Origin of the sequence: Halomonas sp. 328, from assembly GCF_015645095.1 — a bacterium.
GTDB lineage: Bacteria > Pseudomonadota > Gammaproteobacteria > Pseudomonadales > Halomonadaceae > Bisbaumannia.
In genome coordinates this window covers 36157-52006 of record NZ_JADOTW010000028.1, presented here as the reverse complement: position 1 = coordinate 52006, position 15850 = coordinate 36157, and the positions used below count along the sequence as shown (strand labels likewise).

At 66.2% G+C, this 15850-nt stretch carries 13 protein-coding genes; 4 read left to right on the top strand and 9 right to left on the bottom strand.

Annotation, left to right across the window (positions count from 1 at the left end; genetic code table 11):
* Nucleotides 1–136: 136 nt before the first annotated feature.
* The gene (locus IHD13_RS14380) at nt 137–604 is read right to left on the bottom strand and encodes a glycine zipper 2TM domain-containing protein (protein ID WP_195861720.1); all 468 of its coding nucleotides are present in this window, start codon (nt 602–604) and stop codon (nt 137–139) included.
* 655 nt (nt 605–1259) lie between these two features.
* Between IHD13_RS14380 and IHD13_RS14375 the strand changes: the two genes are divergently transcribed.
* Entirely contained in the window at nt 1260–1484 is a 225-nt protein-coding gene (locus IHD13_RS14375; RefSeq protein WP_195861719.1) for a hypothetical protein, read from the top strand.
* Nucleotides 1485–2146: 662 nt separating this feature from the next.
* Here IHD13_RS14375 and IHD13_RS14370 read toward each other — a convergent pair.
* The 8 genes from IHD13_RS14370 to IHD13_RS14335 all read right to left on the bottom strand — a co-directional run bounded on the left by IHD13_RS14370 (nt 2147) and on the right by IHD13_RS14335 (nt 10242).
* Entirely contained in the window at nt 2147–3739 is a 1593-nt protein-coding gene (locus IHD13_RS14370; RefSeq protein WP_195861718.1) for an isocitrate lyase, read from the bottom strand.
* A gap of 354 nt (nt 3740–4093) precedes the next feature.
* Entirely contained in the window at nt 4094–4525 is a 432-nt protein-coding gene (locus IHD13_RS14365; RefSeq protein WP_195861717.1) for a GNAT family N-acetyltransferase, read from the bottom strand.
* Entirely contained in the window at nt 4518–5720 is a 1203-nt protein-coding gene (locus tag IHD13_RS14360; RefSeq protein ID WP_195861716.1) for a cupin domain-containing protein, read from the bottom strand. The genes IHD13_RS14365 and IHD13_RS14360 overlap by 8 nt, the downstream gene beginning before the upstream one ends.
* 154 nt (nt 5721–5874) lie before the next feature.
* A complete protein-coding gene (purB, locus tag IHD13_RS14355) occupies nt 5875–7239 on the bottom strand; it encodes an adenylosuccinate lyase (protein ID WP_195861715.1) in 1365 nt (454 codons plus the stop codon).
* 26 nt (nt 7240–7265) lie between these two features.
* Nucleotides 7266–7904 carry a high frequency lysogenization protein HflD gene (hflD, locus tag IHD13_RS14350; RefSeq protein ID WP_195861714.1) on the bottom strand — a complete coding sequence of 213 codons (639 nt, stop codon included), beginning with the start codon at nt 7902–7904 and terminating at the stop codon, nt 7266–7268.
* Nucleotides 7901–9028: a tRNA 2-thiouridine(34) synthase MnmA gene (mnmA, locus tag IHD13_RS14345; protein ID WP_195861713.1), complete on the bottom strand. Its 1128-nt coding sequence runs from the start codon at nt 9026–9028 to the stop codon at nt 7901–7903. The genes hflD and mnmA overlap by 4 nt, the downstream gene beginning before the upstream one ends.
* Nucleotides 9029–9118: 90 nt before the next feature.
* On the bottom strand, nt 9119–9598 hold the full coding sequence (locus IHD13_RS14340; RefSeq protein ID WP_195861712.1) for an NUDIX hydrolase: 480 nt from the start codon (nt 9596–9598) through the stop codon (nt 9119–9121).
* Complete coding sequence (locus tag IHD13_RS14335) at nt 9595–10242, bottom strand: pseudouridine synthase (protein ID WP_195861711.1); 648 nt, start codon at nt 10240–10242, stop codon at nt 9595–9597. The genes IHD13_RS14340 and IHD13_RS14335 overlap by 4 nt, the downstream gene beginning before the upstream one ends.
* A gap of 292 nt (nt 10243–10534) precedes the next feature.
* Between IHD13_RS14335 and IHD13_RS14330 the strand changes: the two genes are divergently transcribed.
* The 3 genes from IHD13_RS14330 to clpA all read left to right on the top strand — a co-directional run bounded on the left by IHD13_RS14330 (nt 10535) and on the right by clpA (nt 15717).
* Entirely contained in the window at nt 10535–12769 is a 2235-nt protein-coding gene (locus tag IHD13_RS14330; protein ID WP_195861710.1) for an NADP-dependent isocitrate dehydrogenase, read from the top strand.
* Between the two features lie 194 nt (nt 12770–12963).
* Nucleotides 12964–13326: an ATP-dependent Clp protease adapter ClpS gene (clpS, locus tag IHD13_RS14325; RefSeq protein ID WP_195861709.1), complete on the top strand. Its 363-nt coding sequence runs from the start codon at nt 12964–12966 to the stop codon at nt 13324–13326.
* Nucleotides 13327–13443: 117 nt separating this feature from the next.
* Nucleotides 13444–15717 carry an ATP-dependent Clp protease ATP-binding subunit ClpA gene (gene clpA / locus IHD13_RS14320; RefSeq protein ID WP_195861708.1) on the top strand — a complete coding sequence of 758 codons (2274 nt, stop codon included), beginning with the start codon at nt 13444–13446 and terminating at the stop codon, nt 15715–15717.
* Nucleotides 15718–15850: the final 133 nt, after the last annotated feature.

Sequence of the window (15850 nt, the reverse complement as noted above, 5' to 3'; positions counted from 1 at the left end):
GACCGGGCCACGCCACACGAGGGGGCGCGGGGGGGCCCCGGCCCCCCCCCACCGGTGGGCCCAAAGAAACCGCCCACCCCCCCCCCCCCGCGGCCGGGCCCGCGGGCGTTTGCGTTAGCGCAGGGTGCTGGCTGACTCAGTAGGGAGCCACGCTCATATTGGCTCCACTGCCGATCAGGCGGACCCGCTGACCGACCTGGAAGGCCTGGTCGGCCTTCTGGACGACGACCACGCTCTGGCCATTGTCCTTGCGCACCTCGATCTCCCAGCCGGCGGTACGGTTGACGGAATCCTCGATGCGCGAGCCGGCCACGGCGCCGCCGATGGCACCGGCAGCGGTGGCCAGCTGGCGACCGGAACCACCGCCCACCTGGCGACCCAGCATGCCACCGATCACGCCGCCGCCCACGGTACCGACCAGATTGCCGCTGGGGCTATCGGCCTGGATCTGCACCTGACGCAGGGCAGTGATGGTGCCGAAGGTGACGCTCTGGGCGGTCTGGGCCTGGCTGCCGCGATAGACGTTGCCGCCATAGGGGGCGGTATTGGCGCAGCCGGCCAGCGTCAGGGCGCCAATGGCGATGATGGGAAGAAGACGTTTCATGGTGAACCTCCTGGAGTTGTGTTGCTAAGCCACCCATCGTGGGGGCCGGCCGGACTGCCGAGTTAGCAAACGCTGTTTTATAACTGGAGTCTATCCAAGCTCTGGAGCTTTGACCAGCATTGGCCGGTCATGTGCCGCTCATTCTAGCCCCAAATCGCCCAAGGAATATGAAAGTCCTCGGACATTGGTCGCAGGAGGGCTTGTACCCCGGGCCGAGATAGCGTCAAATCTTCGGCGGTTGACGCCCGTCAGCCCTGTCGCCAAGCCGTGGCTTATTCGCCGATTCTTCCTCCTCCCGTAAGTCAATTACCTTTTTACCCTCCGAATGAGTGCCGATGTAGTTCGACTACAACCGGTGCTGCGGCCAATGGCGCATTGAGGGATTTCTTGCACTGCACCATAGTGAAATCACGGTTTGGTTCAGGGGGTCGCTACCCGGACTCCCTGAACGAATCGAAGCTACGACCGAGGCGCCTTTCCCTTTGATCCGGGCGCCAGAGGCGAAGGTCTTTCCAAGCTTGTGACCCATCGCAGTTGCAGTACCGGGCGCTTACCCGGCCCGGAAAGAGTAGCTAAGGCACCAGATCACCATCGGAGATGGCTGCCCGAGATGGATGCTTCCAGGGCAGTGATGACCTTACAAGAGGAATGACATATGAACTGCACCGAACTGAGCCAACAAGCCGACCTTATCGCCAGCAGCTTCAGCAAGAAGGACCTGGCCAGGCTGGTGGTGGCCCTGAAGGGCAAGCATGAATCCCTGCAGGATGCCCTCGAGGTAATCGATACCATCGATACCCGCATGGGCTACACCCTCGACGAGGCCTGGGAAGAAGTCCATGCCGGGGAGACCCGCATGGCCGCCGTCGACGAGGAGTAACCCCCCCCCGGCGTGGTCCGACTCACCGCCCCCTTGCCACCGGCAAGGGGGCGGTTTTTATTGGTCAGCCAGGGCGCTGGCCGTTGATGATCCTGCTGCCTTGCCCCTTGCCCCTTGCCCCTTGCCCCTTGCCCCTTGCCCCTTCGCCCTGGTGCCGCCCTTGTCCCTTGCCGCCCTGGTGCCGCCCTTGTCCCTTGCCGCCCTGGTGCCGCCCTTGCCCCTTGCTGCCCTGGTGCCGCCCTTGTCCCTGCCCCTTGCCCCTGCCCCCGAAAAGAGGAAAGAAACCACGACGAAGCCTCCCTTTCTCGGTCGAGGAAAGGGGCGGCGATGAGCGGGGAAATAAATCCACAAGCCAACCTGGAGGACAAGGGAGATCGAGGGTGATAGGACGGAAGGAAAGCCGGTGATAAGGAGAGAAGCCCGACGCGATATCGTGGTCGGGAGACGGGCAGGAAAGGACGGGGAAGGAATAAAAAAGGGTTTATCGCAGATCAGCGTGAATCCCTGGCATGGCCAAGCTCGGGCAAGCGATTGCAGGAGCTGGCTTTGCCGGCATAACCGGGTCGCTTTACTCCCACATGGTATTCACGCCAGAGTGCGATAGACCAAAAAAAGGGGAGGCCTAGGCCTCCCCAACTTCCAGTTTCACCGCAGTGCCATGATCAGAACTGATTCATGGTGTTGTCCTTGCCACCGGCCTTGAGGGCCGCATCGCCGTGGAAGAACTCCTTGTGGTCGTCGCCGATATTGGAGCCGGCCATGTCCTGGTGCTTGACGGTGGCGATGCCCTCGCGGATCTCGCGGCGCTGGACCCCGGCCACATAGGCCAGCATGCCTTCGTCGCCGAAGTAGCCCTTGGCCAGGTTGTCGGTGGACAGGGCCGCGGTGTGGTAGGTGGGCAGGGTGATCAGGTGGTGGAAGATCCCCGCCTCTCGAGCCGCATCGCGCTGGAAGTTCTGGGTCCACTGGTCGGCCAGGCGGCCCAGTTCGGTGGCGTCGTACTCGGCGCTCATCAGGTTGGCGCGGTCGTAGGCGCTGACGTCCTTGCCCTCGGCTTCCCAGGCATCGAACACCTGCTGACGGAAGTTCAGGGTCCAGTTGAAGGAGGGCGAGTTGTTGTAGACCAGCTTGGCGTCCGGCACCACCTGGCGGATACGGTTCACCATGCCGGCGATCTGGCCGACGTGGGGCTTCTCGGTCTCGATCCACAGCAGGTCGGCGCCGTTCTGCAGGCTGGTGATGCAGTCCAGCACCACCCGGTCCTCGCCGGTGCCCGGCTTGAACTGGTAGAGGCCGGAGGCCAGACGCTTGACCTTGACCAGCTTGCCGTTCTGCTTGATGACCACGTCGCCGTTGTCGATATCGGAGGCTGAGGTGATCTCGTCGCCGTCCAGGAAGGCGTTGTACTGGTCGCCCAGGTCGCCGGGCTCCTTGGTCACGGCGATCTTCTGGGTCAGGCCGGCGCCCAGGGAGTCGGTGCGAGCGACGATGACGCCATCGTCCACGCCCAGCTCCAGGAAGGCGTAGCGCACGGCATTGATCTTGGCCAGGAAGTCCTCGTGGGGCACGGTGACCTTGCCATCCTGGTGGCCGCACTGCTTCTCGTCGGAGACCTGGTTCTCGATCTGGATGCAGCAGGCGCCCGCTTCGATCATCTTCTTGGCCAGCAGGTAAGTCGCCTCGGCATTGCCGAAACCGGCGTCGATGTCGGCGATGATCGGCACCACATGGGTCTCGTGATTGTCGATCTGGGCCTCGAGCTCGGCCACCTTGGTGGCGTTGCCGGCGGCCTTGGCCTCTTCCAGGGCGCGGAACAGGTGGTTGAGCTCCCAGGCATCGGCCTGGCGCAGGAAGGTGTAGAGCTCGTCGATCAGCCCGGCCACGCTGGTCTTCTCATGCATGGACTGATCGGGCAGGGGGCCGAACTCGGAGCGCAGGGCGGCGACCATCCAGCCGGAGAGGTAGAGGTAGCGGCGCTTGGTGGTGCCGAAGTGCTTCTTGATGGAGATCAGCTTCTGCTGACCGATGAAGCCGTGCCAGCAGCCCAGGGACTGGGTGTACTTAGCACTGTCGGCGTCATAGGCGGCCATGTCCTCACGCATGATCTTGGCGGTGTACTTGGCGATGTCCAGGCCGGTCTTGAAACGGTTCTGGGCACGCAGGCGGGCGGCATTCTCGGGGCTGATGCTCGCCCAGCCGCTACCCATGGCTTCGCGCAGTTGGGTCAGTGCCTTGATATCGTCTTGGTATGACATGGGGCCTTCCTTCCTCAGTGGTATCGAGCCTTCGCCGGGGACCCACAGGTGTCGAGCTATGCTGCACCTGCGAAGTGCTTTCAGGATCGACCAGCGCCGGCGGTTTGTCTCTGCTGCCTTGGTCGAAGGTTTTGCCGGTTTTAAACGAATGTTTAATCTCTGACTACAGGGTCATTATCAAACGAACGTTTTTTGACTGGCTTGCTAAGCACTATGGCCCATGAATGCTGGGCTCAACAATGAACACTTAGGGGGAGAAGGGGTTGTAGTATGACTACATGAGGGCCGGGGATGGCCCTCGATGTGTAGTGACTTTCCGTTTGGATAGGTGGGGTGTGGAAGTTCGATCCACGCTCACTCCACCAGGGAGAGGCGCATATTGCGGTGCGGAATGCCGGCGTCGAGGAAGTCGTCGCCGTAGGCTTCGAAGCCGAGTTGCTCGTAGAAGGGCAGGGCATGCAGCTGGGCGGAGAGCTCCACGCTGGGGTGGCCCTGGATGCGGGCGGCTTCCACCGCGGCGGCTACCAGGCGCTGGCCGACGCCCTGGCCGCGGGCCTCGGCGAGCACCGCCACCCGACCGATATGGGCATCCGGCAGCAGGCGGGCGGCGCCCACCGCCACGCCGTCCCGGTAGGCCACGAAGTGCAGGCTGATGGCGTCGCGGCCGTCCCACTCCTCCTCCTCGGGCACCTGCTGCTCCACCACGAAGACCTGGTGGCGGATGGGGCCGGCAGCATCGCCGAGCTCTTCCCAGTCGCCCTGGCGAATGGTGATGGCATCACTCATGGTCAGTCTCCTCATCATCGAATGCCGCCTCGTCCAGGGGCCAGGCGAGGCTGCCGCGATTGAGCAGCTCGACCAGCAGGGAGGCGGCGCCGGGGTAGGTCAGGACCCGGGCATCCAGCGGGGTGGGGGAGGCTAGGGTGCGGGCCAGGTCGGCGTCACAGGCCAGGCCGTCGCCATCCACGAAGAGGGTGGTTCGGCCGTCGTTCTCCCGGCGCCAGGCGAAGCGGGAGCCCAGGCTGCGCTCCAGCCAGGCGCCTTCCTGTAGTTCGGCGACAAGCTCGTCGGCGGCCAGCGGCGTTTCCTGGGGCACCAGCTGATCCACGTACTTTGGCTGGGTCATCACCCGGCCGAACCACTGGGCCAGCTGCTCGGGGTCGTCGAGGGTGTCGAGGATCAGCCGGCGCATGCGCTCGAGTGCCGCCTCGTCGAGTTCACCGGGATCGGCGGGGGGCGTCATGCCGGCATCGCCGTAGCGTAGCGAGGCGGGCAGCTGTTCCCCCAGGTAGTCGGCGAAGGAGGTCACCGCCTCGTCGGCGGAGAGCGCCCGGAAGCCCACCGAGAGGGTCATGCAGTCGTCGGACTGGCTGACGCCGTGGTGGGCCCAGCCCGGTGGCACATAGAGCATATCGCCTGGCTCCAGGACCCAGTCTTCCCCCGGCGTGACCTCGAAGCGCTCGAGGATGCGCAGATCGATGCCGTCGAGGATGGGAGCGTCGTCGGGGACGCGTCCGCCCAGCTGCCAGCGGCGCTGGCCGCTGCCCTGGAGCAGGAAGACATCGTACTGGTCGACATGGGGGCCGACGCTGCCGCCCGGGGGGGCGTAGCTGATCATGATGTCGTCCAGGCGCCAGCGGGGCAGGAAGGCGAAGGCCTCGAGGAGTTCGGCGACCTGGGGGACATAGTGATCCACCGCCTGGACCAGCAGGGTCCACTCCTGCTCGGGGAGCCTGGCGAAGGTGGCCTCGTCGAAGGGACCGTGGCTGACCTGCCAGGGGCCCTGGGGGCCGCGCTCTTCCACCAGGCGCGCCTCGACGCCAGGCTCGCAGGCCAGGCCGGCCAGCTCGTCCGGGGTCAGGGGGCACGCGAAGTCGGCGAAGGCGCCGCGAATCAGCAGCGGTTTCCGTTGCCAGTAGTCGCGCAGGAAGTCGGCGGCACTAAGGCCGCCGAGCATGGGCAGTGGCGTATCGGTCGACATAAGGATCCTGGGACTCGAATGGGGTGGATGAGCAACCGGACCATAGCGTGAAGCTGGAAGCCGCCCCTGGCTCCTATGACCGGAGGCGGCAGGCTGGCTTCCAGCTTCCAGCTTCCAGCTTCCAGCTTCCAGCTTCCAGCTTCCAGCTTCCAGCTTAGAGCTTGCGCGTCTGCTCGACGGCATTGCCGATATAGCCGGCCGGGGTCAGGGCCTTGAGCTCGGCCTTGACCGCGTCGGGCAGCGCCAGGGTATCGATAAAGGCGGCGAAGCCGGCCTGATCGATGCGCTTGCCGCGAGTCAGCTCCTTGAGCTTCTCGTAGGGCTTCTCGATGCCGTAGCGGCGCATCACGGTCTGGATCGGCTCGGCGAGCACTTCCCAGCTGGCGTCCAGGTCTTCCGCCAGGCGCGCCGGGTTGGCCTCCAGCTTGCCGATGCCCTTGAGGGTCGCCTGGTAGGCGATCAGACCGTAGGCCAGGCCCATGCCCAGGTTGCGCAGCACCGTGGAGTCGGTGAGGTCGCGCTGCCAGCGGGAGATGGGCAGCTTCTGGGCCAGGTGGCCGAGCACCGCATTGGCCAGCCCCAGGTTGCCTTCGGAGTTCTCGAAGTCGATGGGGTTGACCTTGTGGGGCATGGTGGAGGAGCCGATCTCGCCGGCCACGGTGCGCTGCTTGAAGTAGCCCAGGGAGATATAGCCCCAGACGTCCCGGTCGAAGTCGATCAGGATGGTGTTGAAGCGGCACACGGCATCGAACAGCTCGGCGATGTAGTCGTGGGGCTCGATCTGGGTGGTGTAGGGGTTGAAGGTCAGCTCCAGCCCTTCCACGAAGGCCTTGGCGTGGGCCTCCCAGTCGATCTCCGGGTAGGTGGCCAGGTGGGCGTTGTAGTTGCCCACGGCGCCGTTGATCTTGCCCAGCAGTTCGACGCTTTCGATCTGCGCGAGCTGGCGACGCAGGCGGTAGGCGACGTTGGCCATCTCCTTGCCGAGGGTGGTGGGGCTGGCGGTCTGGCCATGGGTGCGCGACAGCATCGGCTGGTCGGCGTGGGCCTCGGCCAGGCGTGCCACCTCGTCGGCGACCCGACGCATCACCGGCAGCAGCTCGGCCAGGCCGCCCTTGAGCATCAGGGCGTGGGAGAGGTTGTTGATGTCCTCGCTGGTGCAGGCGAAGTGCACGAACTCGGTGATGGCGTGCAGCTCCGGCTGGCCCTCGATCTTCTCCTTGATGAAGTACTCCACCGCCTTGACGTCGTGGTTGGTGGTGCGCTCGATCTCCTTGATGCGCTTGGCGTCGGCCACCGAGAAGTCGCGGACCAGGGCCTCCAGGAAGGCCACCGCCTCGGCGGAAAGCGGCGGCACCTCGGTGATCTGGGCGTGACCGGCCAGGGCCTGCAGCCAGCGGATCTCGACGGTGACCCGGGCCCGGATCAGGCCGAACTCGCTGAAGTGTTCACGAAGGGCCGCGGCCTTGTCGGCATAGCGACCGTCGACGGGGGAGAGGGCGGTAAGGGCAGAGAGTTGCATGGGTTCGATCCGTACTGGGTGAAGGGTCAATTCAGGGCATCGAGGGCGCGTTGCATGGCCTTGCGCTGGAAGATCAGCTTCCAGCGCCGCCCGCCCTGCTGGTGCCAGAGCAGGGCGAAACGAATGCCGGTGAGCAGGGCGGCGCGCACCCGCTCCGGCATGCCGCGGCTCTGCAGCAGCCCCGGGTCGCCCTGTACCACGATGCGGTACTTGAAGTTCGACAGGGTCTGCTGGTAGAGCTCGCCGAGGCTGGCCACCACGTTCTCGTGCTGTTCGCCGAAATGCTCGGCCTGGCCCTGGATGCGCGGCAGTTCCTGGCCCAGGGTGGCCATCATCTGGTCGTTCTTGCGCAGCTTGTTCATCAGCAGCAACAACGAGAAGCCGTAGCGCAGCACCACCGGGTTGTGCTGGCGGCGGCCGAGCACCGCCTCCAGCACCTCGAGACCCTGGCGCAGGTGATTGGGGTGACCGCCGTAGATCGCCTCGAAGCTCTCCGGGTCGGTGTCCAGGGTGGCGTGGAGCAGGGTGTTCCAGGCCCGCTCGTCGGCCTGGCCGGTGCGGGCCAGTTCGTCCACCACCTTGGCGGCCTGGAAGACCCCCGCCAGGGCCAGGGCCTGGCGGGTGGTGGGGTCATCGGCGGAGCGATGGATGGGCGTCGGGCTCATGAGGCGGCCTCCGCCCGGTTCCAGGTGGTGCGGATCACCCCGCCGCCGAGGCAGATCTCGCCGTCATAGAGCACCAGGGACTGGCCCGGGGTTACCGCCCGCTGGGGCTCATCGAAGTGCACCTCGACGCCGCCATCTTCCCGGCTGCGGAAGGTGCAGGGCACGTCGGACTGGCGGTAGCGGGTCTTGGCGGTGAGGCGGGCCTCGGTCAACGGCGGCTGGCCGGCCACCCAGTCCATGGCCTCGGTGGCCAGGCTGTCGCTGTAGAGCAGCGGGTGGTGCTTGCCCTGGACGGCGATCAGCACATTGCGGTCGAGATCCTTGGCGGCCACGTACCAGGGCGCCTCGGGGTGGTTCGGCAGGCCGCCGATCCCCAGCCCCTGGCGCTGGCCCAGGGTGTAGTACATCAGCCCCAGGTGCTCGCCGATGACCTCCCCGTCGGGGGTCTCGATGCGCCCCGGCTGGGCCGGCAGGTACTGCTGGAGGAAGTCGCGGAAGCGCCGCTCGCCGATGAAGCAGATGCCGGTGGAGTCCTTCTTGCGCGCGGTCACCAGGTCATGACGCTCGGCGATGGCGCGCACCTCGGGCTTCTCGAGTTCGCCCACCGGGAAGAGGGTGCGGGCGATGGCGGCCTCCGGCACGGCGTGCAGGAAATAGCTCTGATCCTTGTTGGGATCCAGCCCCTTGAGCAGCCGCGGCCGAGTTTCGCCGTCGAGGCGGCCCGTCACCGCACCCTGGCGCACATAATGGCCGGTGGCGATCTTCTCGGCGCCGAGCATCTCGGCGTAGTCGAGGAACACCTTGAACTTGATTTCCCGGTTACAGAGGATGTCCGGGTTGGGGGTGCGCCCGGCCCGGTACTCGGCCAGGAAGTGCTCGAAGACGTTGTCCCAGTACTCGGCGGCGAAGTTGGCGGTATGCAGCTTGATACCGAGCTTCTCGCAGACGGCCTGGGCGTCCGCCAGGTCCTCCTTGGCGGTGCAGTACTCGGTGCCGTCGTCCTCGTCCCAGTTCTTCATGAACAGGCCTTCGACCTGGTAGCCCTGCTCGAGGAGCCGCAGGGCGGACACGGATGAATCGACACCGCCGGACATGCCGACGATGACCTTGCCCGAAGATGACATAGACGCTCTCGGATTGGCGTGGCTGGCAAATAGGCGGGGATTATACCCGACAAGAGTGACAAGCTCGAAGCCCGAAAGGTATCGGCTAGGTCAGGCCCCCGAATGCGGGCGCCGCGGAAGGTTTATCTCGTGGATCACTTTCAGCGGGTAGTGGCGTCCCGCCGCGGCGTCCTGGATGCGCTGCAGCACCAGGGGGCTTCTCAGGCGACCGGCGCGTTCCAGGGTCTCGATCTCCTCCAGGGTCAGCCAGTGGCAGGCGAGGATGTCGCGATCGAGGGCGCGGTCGAGGCGGCTCTCGGGGCGGGCGATAAAGCCGTGGCTATGGAAGGTCAGCCCCGAGGCGGTGCGAAAGCAGTAGAGGCCCAGGTAGGCCTGGGGGGTGATTCGCCAGGCGGTCTCCTCGAGTACCTCGCGGCGCACCGCCTCGAGCAGGCTCTCGTCCGGCTCCAGGTGACCGGCAGGCTGATTGAAGAGCGTGGCGGGGCCGCCGCGCTCCTCTTCCACCACCAGGTAGCGGCCGTCACGCTCCACCACGCAGGCCACGGTGACCCTGGGGCTCCAGCGGCTCATCGGCCACGCCTCGGCTTGGGCCGGCTCCGGCTCGCCGGCTCGGCACCACGCCCCTTGCCCTTGGCGGGGCGTCCCCGGGGCTTGACCGGGGCGTGCAGGGTCTCGCGGCGCCACTCCCCCGGGGCCAGGCCGTCGAGGCGCCAGGGGCCGATGGCCACGCGCACCAGGCGCAGGGTGGGGTGACCGACATGGGCGGTCATGCGGCGCACCTGGCGATTGCGTCCCTCGCTGATGGTCAGCTCCAGCCAGCTGGTCACCGGGTGGCGCCTGGGGTCCAGGGGCGGGTCACGCTCGGGCAGGCCGGCGCTTTCCAGGCGGCGCACCTTGGCGGGGCGGGTGGGGCCGTCGCCCAGGGTGACGCCGCGGCGCAGTGCCTCCAGGGCGGCGTCGTCCGGCACGCCCTCGACCTGCACCCGATAGGTCTTGGGCTGCTTGTGGCGCGGGTGGCTGATGCGGTGGATCAGCTCGCCGTCATCGGAGAGCAGCAGCAGGCCCTCGGAGTCGTGGTCGAGGCGTCCCGCCGGGTAGATGCCCGGTACCTGGATGACATCGGCCAGGGTGGTGCGCCTCTCCGCACCGGCCGCGCGGTCGGTGAACTGGGAGAGCATGCGGTAGGGCTTGTGGAGGAGATAGAGGGTGCTCATGGGCGCAAGCTTACCGGCAAGCAGGGCGAGATGGCAGGGGGAGAGGGCCGTGTCAGCCTTATTGCTTATGCGCCGAGCCGGGCGCGCTGATATAATGCCGCCGCTCGCCGGGAGCGCCCTCGACACGTCGGGGCCTGCTACAAGCAACCTGCCGGGCGCCGATGTTCCCCGAAAGACCCGGCGTTATCGCCTTGCCGGGCAGGCCGCATAGAGCCTCCGAGGCGGACATCGTCAGCGCGCGCTACCGATCCAGTTTCATGCCACCGCAGTGACCAGAGAGATCAACGCCAACATGTCAAAAACGCCGAAGATTATCTATACGCTTACCGACGAAGCGCCGGCCCTGGCCACCTATTCCCTGCTGCCGATCATCGATGCCTACACCGACTCCGCCGGTATCAGCGTGGAGACCCGGGACATCTCCCTGGCCGGTCGCATCATCTGCCTGTTTCCCGACTACCTGAGCGACGAGCAGCAGCTCGGCGATCACCTGGCCGAGCTCGGCGAGCTGGCCAAGACCCCCGAAGCCAATATCATCAAGCTGCCCAACATCAGCGCCTCCGTGCCCCAGCTCAAGGCGGCCATCCGCGAGCTCCAGGCCCAGGGCTACAAGCTGCCCGACTACCCGGACGAGCCCACCAGCGAGGTGGAGCGTGACATCAAGGCGCGCTACGACCGGGTCAAGGGCAGTGCCGTCAACCCGGTGCTGCGCGAGGGCAACAGCGACCGTCGCGCCCCCAAGTCGGTGAAGAACTACGCCCGCAAGTACCCGCACCGCATGGGCGAGTGGAGCGCCGACTCCCAGTCCCACGTGGCCTGCATGAGCGAGGGTGACTTCTACGGTAGCGAGCAGTCCGCCACCATGAGCGCCGAAGGCGCGGTGAAGATCGAGCTGATCGGCAAGGACGGCAGCACCACCGTGCTCAAGGAGAAGACCCCGGTACTGGCCGGCGAGGTGATCGACGCCGCGGTAATGAGCCACCAGGCGCTCACGGCCTTTATCAAGGAGCAGGTGGCCGACGCCAAGGCGCGTGACGTGCTCTTCTCCCTGCACCTCAAGGCCACCATGATGAAGGTCTCCGACCCGATCATGTTCGGCATCGTGGTCAAGGCCTTCTACGGCGAGGTGCTGGAGAAGCACGCCGAGGCCCTGGCCCGGGTCGGCTTCGATGCCAACAACGGCATCGGCGACCTCTACGCCACCATCGCCAAGCTGCCCGCCGCCCAGCAGGACGAGATCAAGGCCGATATCGAGGCCCTCTACGCCGAGCGCCCGCGCCTGGCCATGGTCAACTCCCACAAGGGCATCACCAACCTGCACGTGCCCAGCGACGTGATCATCGACGCCTCCATGCCGGCGATGATCCGCGACTCCGGCAAGATGTGGGGCGCCGACGATGCCCTGCACGACGCCAAGGCGGTGATCCCGGACCGCTGCTACGCCACCATCTATCAGGCGACCATCGACGACTGCAAGGCCAATGGCGCCTTCGATCCGACCACCATGGGCAGCGTGCCCAACGTCGGCCTGATGGCCCAGAAGGCGGAGGAGTACGGCTCCCACGACAAGACCTTCCAGATCCCTGCCGATGGCACCGTGCGCGTGACCAGCGAGGCCGGCGAGGTGATCTTCGAGCACGCTGTGGAGAAGGGCGATATCTGGCGCATGTGCCAGACCAAGGACGCGCCGATCAAGGACTGGGTCAAGCTCGCCGTGACCCGCGCCCGCGACAGCGAGACCCCGGCGGTGTTCTGGCTCGATGCGAATCGTGCCCACGACGCCCAGCTGATCAAGAAGGTCGAGGCCTACCTGGCCGAGCATGACACCAGCGGCCTGGATATCCGTATCCTGGCGCCGGTGGACGCCATGAAGCTCTCCCTGGAGCGCATCCGCCGCGGCGAGGACACCATCTCCGTCACCGGCAACGTGCTGCGCGACTACCTCACCGACCTCTTCCCGATCATGGAGCTGGGCACCAGCGCCAAGATGCTTTCCATCGTGCCGCTGATGAACGGCGGTGGCCTGTTCGAGACCGGTGCCGGCGGCTCCGCGCCCAAGCACGTCCAGCAGCTGCTGGAAGAGAACCACCTGCGCTGGGACTCCCTGGGCGAGTTCCTGGCCCTGGCCGCCTCCCTGGAGCACCTGGGCAAGACCTTCGACAATGCCCGCGCCCGGGTGCTGGCCAAGGCGCTGGACGAGGCCAACGGCAAGTTCCTCGACAGCAACAAGTCACCGTCGCGCAAGGTCGGCGAGCTGGACAACCGCGGCAGCCACTTCTACCTGGCCATGTACTGGGCCGAGGCCCTGGCCACCCAGGACGAGGACGCCGAGCTCAAGGCGCTGTTCGGCAAGCTGGCCGAGGAGTTCCATGCCAAGGAGGCGGTGATCGTCGAGGAGCTCAATGCGGTGCAGGGGCAGGCCGTGGATATCCAGGGCTATTACCACCCCAACGGTGAGCTGACCGAGAAGGTCATGCGCCCGAGCGAGACCCTCAACGCCGCCCTGGCCCTGGTGGCCAAGGGCTGATCGCCCCGGCACCCCTGAGACCAGTGGTGCGACGGCCCCCGCCCGGCAAACGGGCGGGGGCCTTTTGCATTAGGCCCTTGCATGCGTGCCGACCAGGCCGCATCTTGATAAGTGAACCCGCCACCGGCCCGGGCGTCCAAGCAGGGTTGAGACGCGCCGCGTCGGGTGGCTTGTAGAAATGGATAGTGCTTCATATGTTCAAGACAGAGGAACCCTGGCGGGGTGTGTTCGCCGGCATGACCCGACCCGAGGAGGAGGGCGACGGCGACCTGGCGGTACAGAGTACCGACCCGGAGCTGGCCCGCCCGCCCATGTACAAGGTGGTCTTGCACAACGATGACTTCACCCCCATGGAGTTCGTGGTGGAGGTGTTGCAGGTCTTCTTCCATATGGAGCAGGAGAAGGCGGTGCAGGTGATGCTGGCGGTGCACACCCAGGGTAAGGCGACCTGTGGCATCTTTACGCGGGATATCGCGGAAACCAAAAGCCATCAGGTCAATCAATATGCCAGAGAGTGCCAGCACCCGTTGCTGTGTGATATCGACAGGGCCGATTGAGCGGCCACCGCACTCGCGGGCAACGCCCCAGGGGGTTGCCAACGTCGTGAAAGTGCCCGATGGTGAAACTGCCGGTGCCCACCGGCTGAAGCCCGAGGCGGCAAGAAGGGGACTGCCATGCTGAGCAAAGAACTTGAACTGACCCTGAACACGGCCTTTACCGTGGCGCGCTCCAAGCGTCACGAGTTCATGACCGTGGAGCATCTGCTGCTGGCCCTGCTGGACAACGCCTCCGCGGCGGATGTGCTCCGGGCCTGTGGGGCCAATCTCGACAAGCTGCGGTCCGACCTGCAGGATTTCATCAACTCCACCACGCCGCTGATCCCCGAGGATCAGAGCGATCGCGAGACCCAGCCGACCCTGGGCTTCCAGCGGGTGCTGCAGCGTGCCGTCTTTCACGTGCAGTCCTCCGGCAAGAGCGAGGTGACCGGCGCCAATGTGCTGGTGGCGATCTTCTCCGAGCAGGAGAGCCAGGCGGTCTACTTCCTCAAGCAGCAGAACGTGGCGCGGGTCGATGCGGTCAACTACATCGCCCACGGCATTTCCAAGGTCGCCGGCCATGGCCAGAGCGCGGCCCCCCAGTCGCCGGATGCCGAGGAGTCCGAAGAGGGCGTGAGCGAGGGCGGCAACCACCCGCTGACCAGCTACGCCACCAACCTCAACGAGCAGGCCCGGCTCGGCAAGATCGACCCGCTGATCGGTCGCGAGCACGAGCTGGAGCGGGTGGTGCAGATCCTCGCCCGGCGGCGCAAGAACAACCCCCTGCTGGTGGGTGAGGCCGGTGTCGGCAAGACCGCCATCGCCGAGGGGCTGGCCAAGCGCGTCGTCGAGGAGGAGGTGCCCGAGGTCATCAGCGATGCCGTGGTCTACTCCCTGGACATGGGGGCCCTGCTGGCCGGCACCAAGTATCGCGGCGACTTCGAGAAGCGCCTCAAGAGCCTGCTGGCGGAGCTGCGCAAGCAGCCCAATGCCATCCTCTTCATCGACGAGATTCACACCGTGATCGGTGCCGGGGCCGCCTCCGGCGGGGTGATGGACGCCTCCAACCTGCTCAAGCCGCTGCTCTCTTCCGGCGAGCTGCGCTGCATCGGCTCCACCACCTTCCAGGAGTATCGCGGTATCTTCGAGAAGGATCGTGCCCTGGCGCGGCGGTTCCAGAAGGTCGATGTCATGGCGCCCTCGGTGGACGACACCATCCGCATCCTCAAGGGGCTGCGCGGTCGCTTCGAGGAGCACCACAAGCTCAAGTACACCGATGCGGCACTGGAGAGCGCGGTGCGCCTGGCGGATCGCTACATCAACGACCGCCACCTGCCCGACAAGGCCATCGACGTGATCGACGAGGCCGGTGCCCACCAGCGCCTGCTGCCACCGGAGGTGCGGGTCGATACCATCGACGTGGATCAGGTCGAGGCGGTGGTGGCCTCCATCGCGCGGATTCCGCCGAAGAGTGTCTCCAGCTCCGACCGCAAGTTGCTGTCGAAGCTCGATCGCGACCTGAAGATGCTGGTGTTCGGCCAGGACGAGGCGATCGACAGCCTGGCGGCGGCCATCAAGCTCTCCCGGGCCGGCCTCAAGTCGCCGGACAAGCCGGTGGGCAGCTTCCTCTTCGCCGGCCCCACCGGGGTGGGCAAGACCGAGGTGGCCCGCCAGCTGGCCAAGATCATGGGCATCGAGCTGGTGCGTTTCGACATGTCCGAGTACATGGAGCGTCACACGGTGTCACGGCTGATCGGCGCGCCCCCGGGCTATGTGGGCTATGACCAGGGTGGCCTGCTCACCGAGGCGATCACCAAGCAGCCCCACTGCGTGCTGCTGCTCGACGAGATCGAGAAGGCTCACCCGGAGGTCTTCAACCTGCTGCTGCAGGTGATGGACCATGGCCGCCTCACCGACAACAACGGCCGCGAGGCGGACTTCCGCCATGTGATCCTGATCATGACCTCCAATGCCGGTGCCGAGCAGATCGCGCGACGCTCCATCGGCTTCCAGACCCAGGACCACTCCACCGATGGCATGGAGGTGCTGCGCAAGACCTTCTCGCCGGAGTTCCGCAACCGCCTGGACGGCATCATCCAGTTCCATGGCCTGGATCCCAAGGTGGTGCGTAACGTGGTGGACAAGTTCCTGGTGGAGCTGCAGGCGCAACTCGACGAGAAGCGGGTGCAGCTGGACGTGGACGAGGCGGCGCGGGCCTGGCTGGCCGAGCATGGCTACGACCCGGAGATGGGTGCACGACCCATGGCGCGGCTGATCCAGGAGAAGCTCAAGAAGCCCCTGGCGGAGCTGATCCTGTTCGGCGAGCTGGCCGAACATGGCGGCGTGGTTCACGTCACCGTGGAGGAGGGCAGCGACGAGCTGCATCTGGCCACCGAGGCCGAGGTGGCCTGAGGGCCGACACCGGCCGGTCTGCGGGCCGGCCACCACCGACCGGCGCCCTGTCAATCGACGGGGCGTCGTCTTTTTTACTGGCCGGTGGATCGGGTGGCGCCGGCGAGGCGCGGGGTGGTCGAGCCCGGCGGGG